Annotated in this window: 16 protein-coding genes and 1 pseudogene; 5 read left to right on the forward strand and 12 right to left on the reverse strand. The window is 65.0% G+C overall.

The annotated features are described in order from the left end of the window. Positions 1-2: 2 nt before the first annotated feature. Together AC5Y21_RS15030 and AC5Y21_RS15035 are read right to left on the reverse strand one after the other, a co-directional pair. On the reverse strand, positions 3-770 hold the full coding sequence (locus AC5Y21_RS15030; RefSeq protein WP_499913245.1) for an SDR family oxidoreductase: 768 nt from the start codon (positions 768-770) through the stop codon (positions 3-5). Positions 771-803: 33 nt separating this feature from the next. After that, a complete protein-coding gene (locus AC5Y21_RS15035; protein WP_499913246.1) occupies positions 804-1532 on the reverse strand; it encodes a DUF4190 domain-containing protein in 729 nt (242 codons plus the stop codon). 80 nt (positions 1533-1612) lie between these two features. On the opposite strand from AC5Y21_RS15035, the gene AC5Y21_RS15040 reads away from it, so the two are divergent. Beyond that, positions 1613-2089 carry a nuclear transport factor 2 family protein gene (locus AC5Y21_RS15040; protein WP_499913247.1) on the forward strand — a complete coding sequence of 159 codons (477 nt, stop codon included), beginning with the start codon at positions 1613-1615 and terminating at the stop codon, positions 2087-2089. Here AC5Y21_RS15040 and AC5Y21_RS15045 read toward each other — a convergent pair. The 3 genes from AC5Y21_RS15045 to AC5Y21_RS15055 all read right to left on the reverse strand — a co-directional run bounded on the left by AC5Y21_RS15045 (position 2086) and on the right by AC5Y21_RS15055 (position 5097). Beyond that, positions 2086-3150 (reverse strand): alpha/beta hydrolase, encoded by a 1065-nt coding sequence (locus AC5Y21_RS15045; protein WP_499913248.1) that lies wholly within the window; start codon positions 3148-3150, stop codon positions 2086-2088. The two genes, AC5Y21_RS15040 and AC5Y21_RS15045, sit on opposite strands and share 4 nt — an antisense overlap. 205 nt (positions 3151-3355) lie before the next feature. After that, a complete protein-coding gene (locus tag AC5Y21_RS15050; RefSeq protein WP_499913249.1) occupies positions 3356-4099 on the reverse strand; it encodes a DJ-1/PfpI family protein in 744 nt (247 codons plus the stop codon). Positions 4100-4146: 47 nt separating this feature from the next. Further along, positions 4147-5097 (reverse strand): GlxA family transcriptional regulator, encoded by a 951-nt coding sequence (locus AC5Y21_RS15055; RefSeq protein WP_499913250.1) that lies wholly within the window; start codon positions 5095-5097, stop codon positions 4147-4149. A 131-nt stretch (positions 5098-5228) separates the two neighbouring features. On the opposite strand from AC5Y21_RS15055, the gene tpx reads away from it, so the two are divergent. Further along, complete coding sequence (gene tpx / locus AC5Y21_RS15060) at positions 5229-5723, forward strand: thiol peroxidase (protein ID WP_499913251.1); 495 nt, start codon at positions 5229-5231, stop codon at positions 5721-5723. A gap of 63 nt (positions 5724-5786) precedes the next feature. On the opposite strand, the gene AC5Y21_RS15065 is transcribed toward tpx, so the two are convergent. The 4 genes from AC5Y21_RS15065 to AC5Y21_RS15080 are packed head-to-tail and all read right to left on the reverse strand — an operon-like array spanning position 5787 to position 7998. Further along, positions 5787-6725, reverse strand: a complete 939-nt coding sequence (locus tag AC5Y21_RS15065; RefSeq protein ID WP_499913252.1) for an NAD(P)H-dependent flavin oxidoreductase — start codon at positions 6723-6725, stop codon at positions 5787-5789. Continuing rightward, positions 6715-7119, reverse strand: coding sequence for an NYN domain-containing protein (locus tag AC5Y21_RS15070; RefSeq protein ID WP_499913253.1), 405 nt, complete (start codon positions 7117-7119; stop codon positions 6715-6717). The genes AC5Y21_RS15065 and AC5Y21_RS15070 overlap by 11 nt, the downstream gene beginning before the upstream one ends. Positions 7120-7177: 58 nt before the next feature. After that, on the reverse strand, positions 7178-7819 hold the full coding sequence (locus AC5Y21_RS15075; protein WP_499913268.1) for an alpha/beta fold hydrolase: 642 nt from the start codon (positions 7817-7819) through the stop codon (positions 7178-7180). Then, positions 7720-7998 (reverse strand): alpha/beta fold hydrolase, encoded by a 279-nt coding sequence (locus AC5Y21_RS15080; RefSeq protein WP_499913254.1) that lies wholly within the window; start codon positions 7996-7998, stop codon positions 7720-7722. The genes AC5Y21_RS15075 and AC5Y21_RS15080 overlap by 100 nt, the downstream gene beginning before the upstream one ends. Positions 7999-8395: 397 nt before the next feature. Here AC5Y21_RS15080 and AC5Y21_RS15085 point away from each other — a divergent pair, with 397 nt between their 5' ends. Then, on the forward strand, positions 8396-9244 hold the full coding sequence (locus AC5Y21_RS15085; protein WP_499913255.1) for a class I SAM-dependent methyltransferase: 849 nt from the start codon (positions 8396-8398) through the stop codon (positions 9242-9244). A gap of 8 nt (positions 9245-9252) precedes the next feature. Here the strand turns inward: AC5Y21_RS15085 and AC5Y21_RS15090 are convergent, their stop codons facing one another. Both AC5Y21_RS15090 and AC5Y21_RS15095 read right to left on the reverse strand, forming a co-directional pair. Next, positions 9253-10086 carry a glycoside hydrolase family 16 protein gene (locus tag AC5Y21_RS15090; RefSeq protein WP_499913256.1) on the reverse strand — a complete coding sequence of 278 codons (834 nt, stop codon included), beginning with the start codon at positions 10084-10086 and terminating at the stop codon, positions 9253-9255. Positions 10087-10134: 48 nt separating this feature from the next. Further along, positions 10135-11589, reverse strand: coding sequence for an aldehyde dehydrogenase family protein (locus tag AC5Y21_RS15095; RefSeq protein WP_499913257.1), 1455 nt, complete (start codon positions 11587-11589; stop codon positions 10135-10137). 149 nt (positions 11590-11738) lie between these two features. On the opposite strand from AC5Y21_RS15095, the gene AC5Y21_RS15100 reads away from it, so the two are divergent. Further along, positions 11739-12782 (forward strand): M48 family metallopeptidase, encoded by a 1044-nt coding sequence (locus tag AC5Y21_RS15100; RefSeq protein WP_499913258.1) that lies wholly within the window; start codon positions 11739-11741, stop codon positions 12780-12782. A 78-nt stretch (positions 12783-12860) separates the two neighbouring features. On the opposite strand, the pseudogene AC5Y21_RS15105 reads toward AC5Y21_RS15100, so the two are convergent. Beyond that, positions 12861-13117 (reverse strand): annotated as a pseudogene (locus AC5Y21_RS15105) (hypothetical protein). 180 nt (positions 13118-13297) lie between these two features. Here AC5Y21_RS15105 and AC5Y21_RS15110 point away from each other — a divergent pair. Then, positions 13298-14546, forward strand: a 1249-nt coding sequence (locus AC5Y21_RS15110; protein WP_499913259.1) for an acyltransferase family protein, incomplete at its 3' end; no start/stop codon positions are given.

Here is a 14546-nt window from a genome sequence, read left to right on the forward strand (position 1 = left end):
CCTCAAGGACAGGTGTATCCGCCGTCGATCACGATGTCCGAACCCGTCATGTAGCTGGAAGCCGCGCTGGCCAGGTAGAGATACAGGCCGGTCAGCTCGTCGGGCCGGCCGATGCGGCCAAGCGGGATTTTCGGCTCCCACTTCGCGTGGTATTCCGTGAGCGGCTCCACGAGCTCGGTGAGGATGTAGCCCGGACTGACGCTGTTCACCCGGATGTTGTAGGGCGCGAACTCCACGGCCATGGCTTTGGTCAAGTGGATGACGGCCGCCTTGGAGGTGCAGTAGTGGCCGACCTGCTGGGGGATGTTGATGATGTGACCGGACATTGAGGCGGTGTTGATGATGACCCCGCCTCGTCCCTGTCGGACCATCGCCTTCGCGGCGGCCCGGGCGGTGAGGAACACGCCGGTCACGTTGGTGTTCAGGATGCGTTGGAACTCTTCGATCGACATTTCGAGCATCGGGGTGACTCCAATGACGCCGGCGTTGCAGACCGCGATATCGATCCCGCCCAATTCCGCGGTCACCCGGTCGAGCATGCTCGTGACCTGGTCGTCTTGGGTGACGTCGCAGCAGATGGGCACTACCGTGCCGCCGGCTGCGGCCAGCTCGGCCGCGACCTGCTCGACAACGTCGGAATGCCTTGCCGCAATGGCTACTTGAGCGCCGGCTTCGACGTATGCCAGCGCGACTCTTTTGCCGATGCCGCTGGACCCCCCGGTCACCAGCGCCGTCTTGCCATGCAGGTCGAACAGGTCCAACACGCTCATCAGTTATCGATACCTCCGGAAGTCAGCCAAGGGTCAGCCTTTGATCGACCCCGTTCGCTGGCTGGAAAACGTTGCGATGCAAACCATATCGCGGTCACCCTGTTTCCATGACTGCTCCGACGGTGGCATTACGGCCAAGTCGATAGTGGAGTCGTTCATCGCCGTCGACGAATATGCCGCCAGGCTGGCGCGACATTTTTGCTTGTAGGCCTTGAACACCGAGTCAGCGGGGAAGGACCCGCCCGGCATAGTCAGCACTCCGACCACCTCACCGCGATGCGGACGGTCGCAGCTGGTGGTGTTCACGCGGGAGACTCGGTCCCCGGAGGGCAAGTCGGACCAGCAGTCACCGACCTTAACGTCGCGGGCACTGGTGCTGTGGGTCGTCGAGAATGCGCTGGCGACAATGGCGATGACCACAATCACCGCCCACAGCGCGGAAAGAACCAACCCGGCGATTGCCATTCCGCGGCCTTTTTGCGCGCCGGCCTTGGTTCTCACCAAGGCAATGATGCCGAACGGAACGCTGAGCAAGACTGCGCCGATGATGCCGAGCACGAGGGACGCGATGGCAAACCCGCTCGTCGTTTGAGCTTGCGGCATCGGCTGCGGTCCGTAGCCGGGTGGCGGTGGATATGGAGCCGGGTATTGACCCGCAGGCGGCTGGGCCGGATAGGAAGACCATGCGGGTGGCTGGGAGGGATACGGTGGCCCGGCGGGTGGTCCAGACGGGTAGGGCGGCCCCGGCGGCGGTTGCGTCATTGCGTAAGGGTAGAACCGCGGCGAGCATCGCTCAGCAAATTGCTCGGACTAATGCCATCGCGCGTTTTAGGGTGTCCGCTATGGGCAAATTCACCAAAGCCGAAATTGAGCAGGGCGTCAGGCACTACACCAGCGTGGTCGAGGGGTGCTCATCTTCGGGCGACTGGCGAGCGTTCGCAGATTTATTCACCGAGGATGTCGTCTACACCGAGCACCACTACGGCGTCTTCCACGGGCGCGAGGCTGTACGTGAATGGATCGTCGGGGTGATGGCGCCCTTCCCGCATATGCGCTTTCCCAGTGACTGGGTCGCCTACGACGAAGACAACGACGCGGTCGTCATGATGATCAGGAATTTGCTCGACCACCCGACAGACCCGAACGGTGAACCGTTCTGGTTCCCGAACTGGACCCGGCTGGTCTACGCCGGTGACGGACTGTTTTCCAGCGAGGAAGACATCTACAACCCGAACCGTGACGCCCCACGGGTGGTCAGCGCTTGGTTGCACGCCGGCGGCAAGCTGGTCACCGACGCGATCGTGCAGCCACGGACCTAGCTGGCGACCTCGCGAAGGTACTCGGGCGTGGCCTCGCGAATGTAGTCGGCGATCTGCTGCAGTGATCGATCGGCTTCCGGGACGAGCCCGGCAGCAATCTGGAAGCCGTGCAGCTGGCCCGGCCAGACCCGCACCTCTACCGGCACACCGGCCTCCGCCAGCAGGCGCGCTCCCAGGCGGGCGTCGTGCAGCATGACCTCCGACCCCGAGACATGGATGAGCGTCCTCGGTAGTCCGCGTTCGACCCGGTCGAGCGGCTCGATCACGTCTTCCGGTGCACCATCGACGACCCGACGAGCAGCCGCCTTTTCGATGAGGCCGGAGAGGAAGTCGAAAACTCCGGACGCGAACAGCGCATCAGAGTGGATGTTGGGGTGCGCCTGCTTGGCAGCGGCGCCCAACTGCAACAGCGGGGACATTGCCACCAGGGCCGCCGGTCGCTGCCCATCGGCCAACAGCCGTTCGGCCAGTGCCAACGAAAGGTAGCCGCCGGCCGAATCGCCGGCGAGGACGATTTGGTCTGCCTCGTAACCGATCTCGCGCAGCCAGTAGTAGCCATCCTCGCAGTCGTCGATCGCCTGACCCAGCGAGTGCTTGGGCAACAAGCGGTAGTCCACCAGTAGAACCGGCGCATCGGCCAGACGAGAGAGGATCGAGCACAGCCGTGCGTGCGTGTGGTTTCCGCCAGACAGGAATGCGCCGCCATGCAGGAAGAGGATGACGCGTCCCGTGCCGTCGGCCGGTTGCACACCCTTCGCTCGCATGAGTTGGGCGGTGCAGTTCGCCAACTCCACCGTCGACAGCACCGTGCCCGGGTTGGGCGGCAACGCGCGAGCGACGAAGTCGAGCGCGCCATAGGGCCACGGGATTGGCAATTGGCTCCCGATGGACAGCACTGGCCGCAGCGCGACCCGAGCACCGAAGGAGAGGAGTCGACCGGCCACGCTCGGGGCACCTTCCATGACCTCAATCGGCGCGCCGCCGTCGTCGCCAAAACGACGGCGACGGCGGGAGCGAACGTCGCTCGGGTGGGGGCGGGCCCAACTGGCCAGTGTGGTCATTGCGCTCTCTCCGATCCGTGTCCGCCACATCAGTCGCGGAAGGTCGCTTGAATGTCCCGCTGTCTGCGGGGTTGAGCACGATGGTTCCCAAGCCGTCTGGATGAGTTCTAAAAGGATCCTTGGAGCGAGAGCTGGTCAGAGTGCCGAACAGACGCAAAAGCACCCATTTACCTGCCGGAATGGGTGCTTTTGCGTCTGTTGGGCGTCAGGCTGAGGAGGACACTGGCAGCCGCTTGCGCCGCCGTGATCGGACCGCGCTCAGAGCCTGGTCCCATGCCAGCAACGTGGTGGCCTTGAGGTTGGCCGGCTTGGCACTGTCCTTAGAGAGCAGCGCCGTCGCCGCGGCTTTCGTCGCGGTTGACGCCTTCGACATGTGGCCGGAATCGAACGGCGGCTGCGGATCGTATTCGATGGCGAGCTGAATCGCCTTCGCGCGGCCTTCACCGCCCACCTGTCCGGCCAGCCACAGCGCGAGGTCGAGACCCGCCGACACGCCCGCACTCGTGATGACGTTGTCTTGGTGCACAATTCGCTCGTCGCCTACCGGAATTACGCCGAACGCCTTCAGGGCGGGGAGCGCGATCCAATGCGAGGTGGCGCGCTTGTCCTTCAGTAGGCCGGCCGCTGCCAGAATCACCGAACCCGAACACACCGACGTCGTCCAGCTGGCGGTCTGGTGGGCCTGGCGCAGCCAATCCAGCAGCTTCTCGTCGCGAGCGTGCACCGGAGTCGACGGGCCACCCGGCACCAGAATCACATCGGGCGAAGGTGTTTCAGCCAGCGAGTGCGTGGCGCCGAGCACCAGCACGCCGGAGTCGGCGGTGATCGGCCCGGGTTCGTGCCAGACGAATCGCACCTCGGCATGCGGCAACTGCCGTAACACCTCGTAGGGTCCGATCATGTCCAGCGCGGTGAATCCGGGGTAGGCCACGAAGGCGATTTGGGTCATCGTCGTCCTTTCTGCTATTTGGGGTCTCTGGGCCTCTTCGCCACGGGTCAGGCGAACGCTTTGCGGTACTGGTCCGGCGAAACGCCAACACGCCGAATGAAGTTGCGCCGCATGGTCTCTGCGGTGCCGAAGCCGCAGCGCGCCGCAATCGCCACGACGGTGTCGTCGGACTCTTCCAACTGTCGGCGAGCCGCTTCGGTCCGGATGCGCTCCACGTAGTGACCGGGCGCCTCACCGACCTCTTCGGTGAAAACCCGGGTGAAATGACGTGGGCTCATCGCCGCACGGCGGGCCAGGTCGTCGATGTTGTGCGGACCTCCGGGCTGGGCCTCGATGGCTTCCTGCACGTCGCGGATGGGCGACCGTTTGGCCCGCGGCATCCAGACCGGCGCGGCGAACTGCGTCTGTCCACCGGGGCGGCGCAGATACAGCACGAGCCAGCGGGCGACCGTTTGTGCGGTCTCGGTGCCGTGGTCATCCTCGACCAGCGAGAGCGCAAGGTCGATTCCCGAGGTGACACCCGCCGCCGTCCACACCCTTTCGGAGCTGCGCACAAAGATCGGGTCGGGGTCGACGTCGACACTGGGGAAGTCGCGGGCCAAGCGCTCGGCGAAGGCCCAGTGCGTGGTCGCGCGGCAGCCGTCCAGCAACCCTGCCTCAGCCGCGAGGAACGCGCCGGTGCAGACCGTGACGAGACGCCGGGTCGTGGGCGCGACGTCTTTGATCCAGCTCACGAACTCGACGTTGGATCGTGCGGCATCGACGCCGGCGCCGCCGGGGACAACGACGGTGTCGACCGGCTCGCTCGGGTCTGGCAACGGTTCTGCCAGGAACCCCAGTCCGGTCGCGGTCGTCACCGGTTGGCCGGCGGGTGACGCCATCGCGACGTCGTAGCCGCCGCCGGTCAGCAGCGATGCACCGGTGAACACCTCATATGGCCCCACCACGTCGAGCGCCTGCACACCGGGGAAGCCCACTATCAGCACTTTTCGCGCCATGAACCCAGTGTTGGCCAGCCGACGGCATGTCGTCTACGCCCTGCACCCCACTATTTAGGACACGCTGTCGCGACGGCAGAGCGCCGGACCTGGCCGTAGGCTGCCCGATCGGCCTTGGCAGACTGTGCCCCATGGCACAGATAACCTTGCGCGGAAATGCGATCAACACCGTCGGCGAGCTGCCCGCTGTCGGATCTTCGGCACCCAGCTTCGGGCTGACCGGAGCCGACCTTGGAACGCTCAGCAGCGACCAGTTCCGCGGTAAGTCCGTGTTGCTGAACATCTTTCCGTCGATTGACACGCCGGTATGCGCGACCAGCGTCCGGACTTTCAACGAAAAAGCCGGCGCAACCGGCGCAGCGGTGCTGTGCGTATCCAAAGACCTGCCCTTCGCGCAGAAACGATTCTGCGGCGCCGAGGGCACCGAGAACGTCGTGACCGCTTCGGCGTTTCGCGACAGCTTCGGCGAGGATTACGGCGTCACCATCACCGATGGTCCGATGGCCGGCCTGCTCGCCCGCGCGGTCGTGGTGATCGACGGCGACGGCAATGTCGCTTACGCACAACTGGTGCCAGAAATCGCCGAAGAGCCCGATTACGACGCCGCGCTCGCCGCACTTTCCTAGGCCGAGCAGACGTAAAAGCACCCTAAAAGCGCAGCTTTCGGGTGCTTTTGCGTCTGTTCGCCACTAAACGAAGCGACCCGCGGTGGCGGCCAGTACTTCGCGGCAGCCGGACCACATCTGCTTGATGATGTCGGCGGCCGGCAGGATCTCGTCGATGCGACCGGCCACCTGGCCGGTGTTGGCGACGCTGGCGTCCAGATCCCCATCGAAGTAGAGCCGCTGGACCCGTTGCAGCGCTGCGCCGCCTTCTTGGGCAGACATCGAGGCGTCAATCTTGTCGGCGGCGGGTGTCCGGATCACCCGCATCATCCGCTTGCCGTCGAGGGGGAGTAGCACCGTCGACGTCTCATCCGCATGAACGACCGCCTGCTTGAGGTTGACGTGTACCGGCGAGTCCGCCGAGGCGAGCAGCCGCGTACCCATCTGCACGGCTTCAGCGCCCAGAACGAACGCGGCCGCCATGGATCGCGCGTCGCAGATCCCGCCCGCCGCCACGATCGGAACGTCCACGTGGGCCGCCACCAACGGCAGCAGCACCATGGTCGACGCGCCGAATCGGTTCTTGAACCCGCCGCCCTCGACACCCTCGACCACAAGTCCGTCCACGCCCGCGTCGACCGCCTTCTTCGCTGCCGCCAGCGTGCCGACCACGTGAAACACGGTGATGCCCGCATCGTGCAGCCGGTCGATCAGCAACGTAGGGTCGCCGGCTGAGGTGGTGACGAAGCGAATGCCGTTGGCGGCAAGTAGATCCACCACGGCGGGGTCACGGTTGAAAAGGAGTGCGATGTTGGCGCCGACCGAACCGTCGGTCAAGTCGCGCACCCGCTGCAGGTCGGCCCGGCCCTGCTCAGAGGTGGTCTCGATGATGCCCAGGGCGCCGGCGCTGGAGACGGCCGCGGCGAGCTGAGCACCGGCTATGTAGGTCATCGGGGCCTGAATAATCGGAATGTCGATCTGCGCGAGCTCGCAGACCCGGTTGGCTGGACGGTCACTCGGCATGAGGCTCCTTGGGTTCGGCGCCGCGCGGGTCGATCATGTCGCGGAAGCTTTCTGCCCGGCAGACCGATGCGCCCATGGTCCGAACCCGGTCGGTCAACGCCCGGTCCGACGTCACGACCCGAATCTCATGCGGTCGCGCGTCAGCACCCACCAGCCGGACGATCTCATCGTCGGCCGAGTTGGCAGCCGCCCTGGGCGCGTGCGCCACCTGGATCACAGATGAGGGTATGGCGCTTGACGGTGGCCGCTCGAAGACCACCGTCACTGTGTCGCCCGCCGCTGACGCCCACCGGTCGAGCCGGTCTACCAGCACGACCATCGCGCGGTGACGATCTTTCCACCAACCATCCGGACGAGTCCCAATCACGTTCATGCCGTCGACGATCCACCGCACAGAGCCACCTAACCACCAACGGGCAGAAGATACGCACTCAGCGCAGCGGACGCGGAAATCACAGATGTGCCAAGAGTCGCTCGGCGAACGTGTCCGGATGCTCGCGGTGCATGAAATGACCGCCCGGCACCTCCTCGACGATGTACTCGTTCTCGAACATCCGGGCAGCGCCGCGATAGTCCGCCGGCGTGACTATCGGATCATCGAGCCCGGCGAACACGACGGTCGGCACGGTGATTCGCGACTTCAGCGATGGGCTCGGGATGGGGGAGAGCTTCCGGTAGTAGCCCAAGGCCGCGTTCAGGCTTACCGGGTTGGAGAAGCTCTCTCGCACGGCGTCGAACTCCGAAGGATCCGGATTCCATGTCGGCGACCAGCGCCGGTATATGGCGGGCAGTGCAGCAAAATCGTTGCGAGCGAATCTGTTTGGCGCCCCCGGTAGCTTGTACGCTGCGAAGTGGCGGGCGCCCCAAATCTTCTTCGGCGACGGCTTGAGCGCCGCCGGATGCGGAATACCAACGACGAAAAGCTTTTTCACGCGATGCGGGCCGAGAGCTGCGGCACCGTATGCGGCCGAGGCACCCCAGTCATGCCCGATGACTACCGCATCAGCGCACCGAGCGCTTCGATCAACGCAAGCGGATCGCGTGCCAAGGTCTCTTGATCGGTGTCCCGACCCGGGATCGCGGTGGGGTGGTATCCACGCATGAACGGGCTGACCGCGCGATAGCCTTTCGCGGCAATCCGCGGGCGGAGGTCATCCCACGAATGCGCGGTGTCGGGAAAGCCGTGCAGCATGAGCACCAGCGGGCCGGAGCCCTCCTCGAGATAGGCGAATTTCAGTCCGTTCGCATCGACGAATTGGATCGCGTCACTCATGACTTGGGGACACTACGCCGGTGGCGCGAGCAGACGCAAAAGCGCCCGATCCGTCCTACGGTCGGAACTTTGCGGGGGCTCCGGTCACCGCTGGACGCACCAGTCACGCCCGTCACCGAAGAGGAGGCTTGTGTCTTTTTTTTCCACCTTCAAGCGACAAATTGGCTTGCCGCGCAATAGTTGTCGCTTGGAGGCGGACAAAAGGAGCACATCGAACATTCTGCGACGGATGGGACTCATGAGAAACGGGCGGTCAACCGGCAACCTAGGATTCGTCGGCGACAAGCCCCTTAACGTGTTGGTAGTAAACGACTTTGCCCGTCACGGCCGAATTGATACGCCCGTTAGCGCCCGAGCGCATACACCACCCCCGGCCGCAGGCGCTATAACGCAAAGTATGTCGAACACCGAGCCCCTCATCACGCACGTCTCCGACACCGCACGCTGGACGGCGCTGCATCGGGCCACCGAATCGGCACGACGCGACGCACTGTTCAACGACCCGTTCGCCGAGCGTCTCGCCGGTGAACATGGCCGCGCGATCGTCGCGGGGACCCCGCTCACGACGCGTAACGGGTGGTGGCTGGTCGCTCGCACCAAGCTCATCGACGACACCATTACCGAGGCCATCGCCGACGGCTGTGACCGGGTGCTGAACTTGGCCGCCGGTTTGGACACGCGGCCTTATCGTTTGGACCTTCCGGCCGATTTCGACTGGGTGGAGGCGGACCTGCCCGGACTGCTCGCAGAGAAAGCCCAGCTGCTCTCCGACCAGATCCCACGATGCCGGCTGACCCGGACGGCCGTCGACCTGGCCGACCCGGCTGCCCGCGACGACTTCTTCAACGACGCCCTGGACGGGGCCGCCAGAGCGCTGGTCCTGACCGAGGGCCTGCTGATGTATCTGGAAGACCGCGATGTGGTCGCGCTGTCGCAGGCGATCAAGCGTCCAGAAGTGGCCTGGTGGATGACCGACTTCGCGGGTCCGGGCCTGAAGAAGATGATGAACAAGAAAATGTGGGGCCTGGCAGAGAATGCCCCGTTCAAATTCGCACCGGAGAACGGGCTGGCCTATTTTGAAGAGCTGGGTTGGCGGACCCTCGAGGTGGAATCGTCACTGATGGCCGCCCGACGTTTCCGCCGCTTGCCGGTGTCGATGCGTCTCGTTGCCCGGCTGCCCCAGCCCGATCCGCGACGGCCGGGCGCGAGGCAGCCCTATAGCGCCGTCGCCCGCTTCGCTCACTGAGCAGGCGACTACCAGACGCGTACGTAGTCGACGAGCATCTGCGCGGGATAAGTTCCCGGGCCTGGGTCGCCGCCGCCCGAACCGGCGACCGCAAGGTTCAAGACCGGAAACGCCGTGTAGCCGGGGTCGTTGAACGGCCAGTCGGCCAGCGAGCTTGCCGGAACGTCGAAGTACGGTGCCGCGCCTTCGGAGTAGTCCTTCCAGAAGCGGATACCGGCCGCATCCCATTGGCAGCGCCAGGTGTGCCAGCCACTGTCCAGCGCGAGGTTATGGGTCTTCCACTGTGAGCCGTTTGATTTTGCGTGCACGGTGGTCGCCGCCGGCCAGCTGCCGTTGCCGTACCACTCGACAATGTCGATTTCCCCGCGGTCCTCATTACCCAGCCACCAGGCCGGCCAGCAACCGGGAGTCAGGCAGTCGAGTTTGATACGGGCTTCCCAGGTATGGCCGACACCGCCCCGCCAGGGGCTTTGAACCTTGCCGCCGTAATACGTGGGGCCATCCTTTGCGGCACGCAGCACGAGGTTGGACTTGCCGTCGAGGAACACGTTCTGCCGGTCATCGCGATACTGTCCGACGTGCTCGGGGAGCTCCCAATACGTCGGGTCCTTCATCGTTTCGCGGGCTCGGGCGACTATCCACTTCGACGAATCGGGGGCCGAGCCGGCCGGGCCGTCGAACTCGTCCTGAAAGATATAGGGCCCAGATTGGCCGTTGGGCGGCGCGGCGGGGACCGGTGGCTGTCGCCCCCGATCAGCCCCGGCCTGGGGGAGCGGGATCGCGGCCGTCAGCGCCGCGAAGCCCGTCATCAGCATCATGTTGCGACGATCCATCTCGGGCATAAGCAAAGCACCATAGCAGCCGGGGCCGTACGGCGTGAAAACGCGAATTCAGAGCTGGGCCCATACCGACTTGGTCTTCAGGTAGGCGTCGATGCCTTCCCAGCCGAACTCGTGACCCCAGCCGGACTGCTTGTAGCCCCCGAAGGGCACCGTGTGATCGAAGACCAACTGGCAGTTCAGCGTGACCGTTCCGGCGTCCAACCGCTTCGCGAGACGATGCGCCCGGCTCAGGTTGTTCGTCCAGGCGGTGGCGGCCAGGCCGTAGGTCGTGTCGTTGGCCATGGCCACGGCTTCGTCGTCGTCGTCGAACGGCAGGACGGTGACGACGGGCCCGAAGATCTCCTGCTGGTAGAGCCGCATGCCGCGGTCGACATTGGTCAACACCGTCGGGTGGACGAAATAGCCCTTCCGGTCGAGCCGGTGCCCGCCGGTGACCACCTCGACGCCCTCGTTCTTGCCTTCGTCGATGAAACCCATGACACGGCTGAGCTGCTTGGCGCTGATCAGCGGACCACTGACGCAGCCCTCCTCCTTGGGGCCACCCAGCTTGATCGAATTCGCCACCAGCGCAATGCCTTCCACCACCTGGTCGTACACGCCGCGCTGTACGAAGATGCGCGATCCGCACACGCAGCCCTGACCGGAGTGCACGAAGATCCCCATCGCCGCCATCGGTATGGCCTTGTGCAGGTCGGCGTCGTCGTAAATCAGCACCGGCGACTTGCCGCCGAGTTCGAGCATCACCTTCTTCAGGTTGCCGGCGGACGCCCGCACGATCTCCTTGCCGACCTCGGTCGATCCGGTGAAGGCGACTTTCTCGACGCCGGGATGCGCGGTGATCGCCGCGCCGGCCGTATGGCCGTAGCCGGTCAGCAGGTTGACGACGCCCTCGGGGACGCCGGCTTCGGCGATGAGCTTGTCCAACAGAAAAGCCGAAAGCGGTGTTTCCTCGGCGGGTTTGACGAGCATGCTGCAGCCCGCGGCCAGCGCAGGCGCCAGCTTGGCGCTCGCGTTGAAGATCGGGCCGTTCCACGGGAAGATCAGCCCCACCACGCCGTACGGTTCCTTAAGCGTGTAGGCGTGCATATCCACATAGGTGTCCGAGGCGATGCCGCTGGTCTTGACGTCGTAGGCGTTGCCGCGGACCTTGCTGCACCAACCCGCGTAATAGCGGAAGAACTCCGCGCAGGTGGGAATCTGCAACTGGGCCTGCATCAGCGGCATGCCGGTGTTGAGCGAGTCGAGCCGGGCGAACTCATCGGCGTGCTGATCGATCAGGTCGGCAATGCGCCACATGACCTTGGCCCGCTCGCGCCCCGGCAGCCCGGACCACGCGCCCGAATCGAAAGAAGCCCTCGCGCGCACGACGGCGTCATTGACCGCTTCAGCGCCGCAGTCGGTGAATTCGGTGATCGGCTCTTCGGTCGCGGGATCGATGACCGCGATGACATCGCCGGCGCCCGGGCGCGTGCGAATCTCGTCCAATACCGTCTGCAACGTCACCGCGGATCCTTTCCTGACTGCTTCTTTGTCCCAATGCTGAGCACTTGCTTAGCATTGCGTGGGTCACGGGGTCAAGGCTGGTTTTCGGTGCGGTATCTGGCGGGTGCGCCGACCTATGCTGAAGATCTGACGACCGAGGGGACCGCGTTATGTCTTCCACGCCGGCCACGACCCGCACGGTGTTTCCGGGCATCAGCTCACGCGCCTGGGAGCACCCCGCCGACCGGACGGCGCTGTCCGCGCTGCGCCGGCTCAAGGGTTTCGACCAGATCCTGAAGCTGCTGTCCGGGATGCTGCGGGAGCGCCAACACCGGCTGCTGTACCTGGCCAGCGGGGCACGCGTCGGGCCACGCCAGTTCGCCGACCTCGACGCGCTGCTCGACGAGTGCGCGGCCGTCTTGGACGCACCGGCCAAGCCCGAGCTGTACGTGATCCAGTCACCGGAGGCGAACGCTTTCACCATCGGCATGGATCAACCGTTCATCGTGCTCACCTCGGGGCTGTACGACCTGATGACACACGAGGAAATGCGGTTCGTGGTAGGTCACGAGCTCGGGCACGCGCTGTCCGGTCATGCGGTGTACCGCACGATGATGATGCATCTGATGCGGCTGGCGCGGTCATTCGGCTTCATGCCGATCGGCGGCTGGGCATTGCGCGCGATCGTCGCCGCCCTGTTGGAGTGGCAGCGCAAATCCGAGCTGTCCGGCGACCGCGCCGGCTTGCTGTGCGGCCAGGATCTGGACACCGCGATCCGGGTGGAGATGAAGCTCGCCGGCGGAAGCCGGCTGGACAAACTCGACTCGGAGGCCTTTTTGGCCCAGGCCGCCGAATACGACCGGTCCGGCGACATGCGCGACGGGGTGCTCAAGTTACTCAACCTGGAGCTTCAGACCCACCCGTTTTCGGTGCTGCGGGCCGCCGCCTTGACCAAGTGGGTGGATACCGGCGGCTACGGAAAGGTGCTGTCCGGCGACTACCCGCGACGCGAAGACGATGACAAAGCCAGATTCTCCGACGACCTCGGCGAGGCCGCCCGCCATTACAAGGATGGCTTCGACCAGTCCGAGGATCCACTGATCAAAGGCATCCGCGACGGCCTCGGCGGCATCGTCGACGGCGTGGGACGGGCAGCAACGCAGGCCGCAGACTCGCTGGGCCGCAAGATCACCGAGTGGCGAAACCCGAAGTAACCTCGCCCGCGCAAGCAGACGCTAAAGCCCCCGAAAACCGTTGTTTGCGGGGGCTTTAACGTCTGCTTGGCGCCAGATTCAAGATCCCCTGTTGTATCGGGACAGGAATCCGACCGCCGCCACCACTGCGGCTGCACCGAGCACGCTCCAGAGCACGAATTGAAAAGCCAACGCTCCCAAGAACACCCCGAAAACGTCAGCGCTAGGTAGACGAGCCAGATCAGCCGGAAGACGCTCCACGCTGCGAAGACGGCAGCGCCGATTCCGATGTACAAGCTGCGTTGCCGGTCGACGCGGTTGATCTGTTCTTCGATGCTGGTGGGCACGAGTTTCATTTTGCTTTCTCCCTTTGGTTGGCGGCGCCTCGTTGGCGTCGTCGTTGCGGTAAGTACAGACCGCGCCCGCAGCTACCGATCCCAAAAAGGGACAACGACCAACAATTCGAGTAGCGCTACGCACCCGGACGGGTAGAACTACGCAGGCCTTGACGGCCGTCGAGCAGTGATGCTTTCGAAATGACCTCACAACAGACAACTTTCATGGGCTTTCCCAGCCCTACCGACCTGGACGCGCAAACCCCGGCCGACCGCGACCGTGCCCTCGACGTCATCCGCATCACGGCGTTGATCGGCGTGGTGATCGGCCACACGGTGATGGCCACGAGCGTCATCCACAATGGCGTATTCATCTGGGGCAACCTGCTCACCACTTCGGTGGTGTTTCAGGCGCTGACGTGGGTTTTCCAGATCATGCCGCTGTTCTTTTTCGCCGGTGCGGCGGCGTGCGTGGCGTCGTGGCGGCCCGGCACCAACTGGGGTGGATGGTTGATGAAACGCTGCACCAGGTTGTTTCGGCCGGTGTTCTACTACTTCGGGTTTTGGGCCGTCGCACTGACCGTTTTGTATCCCGTGCTGCCCCATCGCGTCTACGAGTCGATCGCCGGCATCAGCATTCAGTTGTTGTGGTTTCTCGGCGCCTATGTGCTCGTCCTCGCCGCGATGCCGGCGATGTGGCGAATCAGCACCACCACGCGTCTGGTGGCGGGGGTGGCCGCTGTCTACGGAGTCATCGCATTCGTCGATGCCATACGCCTGCACTGGGCCGCGGCCGCGCCGCTGGGTTACCTCAACCTCTCGGTCTGGCTTATCCCGGCGATGTTCGGTGTCGCCTACCGGCGCCGGCTGCTGACCGGCCGCGCCGCGCTGGGCACCGCGGTGGCACTGTTCGCTGTCAACGTCGGGCTGCTGGCGTGGGGGCCGTATGAGCTGAGCCTGGTGGGCATCGAGGGCCAGCGTCTTCCCAACATGAGCCCGCCGTCGCTGCTGTTGGCCGGACACGCGATCATCTTGAGCGCGCTGGCCGTCGCGGCCGCTCCGGCGATCGGCCGGTGGGCGCAGCGTCCGCGCGTGTGGTGGTGGACCGCGATCGGCAACTCCGGGGCAATGACCCTGTACCTCTGGCACATGCCGGCGCTGCTGGGCGTGCACCTGCTCTTCGACGGCTTCGGACGTCCCCGGTACCCCGGCCAGCCGGATTTCCTCGGGGTCAGCATCGAGCAGGTGTTCATCATGGTCGGCATCGTGGCGGTGCTGTTTGTGGCGCTGCGCCCGCTAGAGAACGACCCACTGCCCGGATGGGACGGCGTCGCAGCCATCTCGTCGGTGTGGCGGGGCAGGGCAGTCGGCGCACTGCTGTGTGTGGCGGGAGCGGCGACACTTGCAGCGGTGAAGTGGGGCCTCAAAGACGACGGGCTCGTCTGCGTCG

This window comes from Mycobacterium sp. NGS41, from assembly GCF_059812725.1.

Coding starts and splice junctions, on each gene's coding strand:
- AC5Y21_RS15040 (WP_499913247.1), top strand. CDS start 1,613: ATGGGCAAATTCACCAAAGCCGAAATTGAGCAGGGCGTCAGGCACTAC.
- AC5Y21_RS15050 (WP_499913249.1), bottom strand. CDS start 4,099: ATGACCCAAATCGCCTTCGTGGCCTACCCCGGATTCACCGCGCTGGAC.
- AC5Y21_RS15045 (WP_499913248.1), bottom strand. CDS start 3,150: ATGACCACACTGGCCAGTTGGGCCCGCCCCCACCCGAGCGACGTTCGC.
- AC5Y21_RS15030 (WP_499913245.1), bottom strand. CDS start 770: ATGAGCGTGTTGGACCTGTTCGACCTGCATGGCAAGACGGCGCTGGTG.
- AC5Y21_RS15080 (WP_499913254.1), bottom strand. CDS start 7,998: ATGAGTGACGCGATCCAATTCGTCGATGCGAACGGACTGAAATTCGCC.
- AC5Y21_RS15065 (WP_499913252.1), bottom strand. CDS start 6,725: ATGCCGAGTGACCGTCCAGCCAACCGGGTCTGCGAGCTCGCGCAGATC.
- AC5Y21_RS15085 (WP_499913255.1), top strand. CDS start 8,396: ATGTCGAACACCGAGCCCCTCATCACGCACGTCTCCGACACCGCACGC.
- AC5Y21_RS15090 (WP_499913256.1), bottom strand. CDS start 10,086: ATGCCCGAGATGGATCGTCGCAACATGATGCTGATGACGGGCTTCGCG.
- AC5Y21_RS15055 (WP_499913250.1), bottom strand. CDS start 5,097: ATGGCGCGAAAAGTGCTGATAGTGGGCTTCCCCGGTGTGCAGGCGCTC.
- AC5Y21_RS15035 (WP_499913246.1), bottom strand. CDS start 1,532: ATGACGCAACCGCCGCCGGGGCCGCCCTACCCGTCTGGACCACCCGCC.
- tpx (WP_499913251.1), top strand. CDS start 5,229: ATGGCACAGATAACCTTGCGCGGAAATGCGATCAACACCGTCGGCGAG.
- AC5Y21_RS15100 (WP_499913258.1), top strand. CDS start 11,739: ATGTCTTCCACGCCGGCCACGACCCGCACGGTGTTTCCGGGCATCAGC.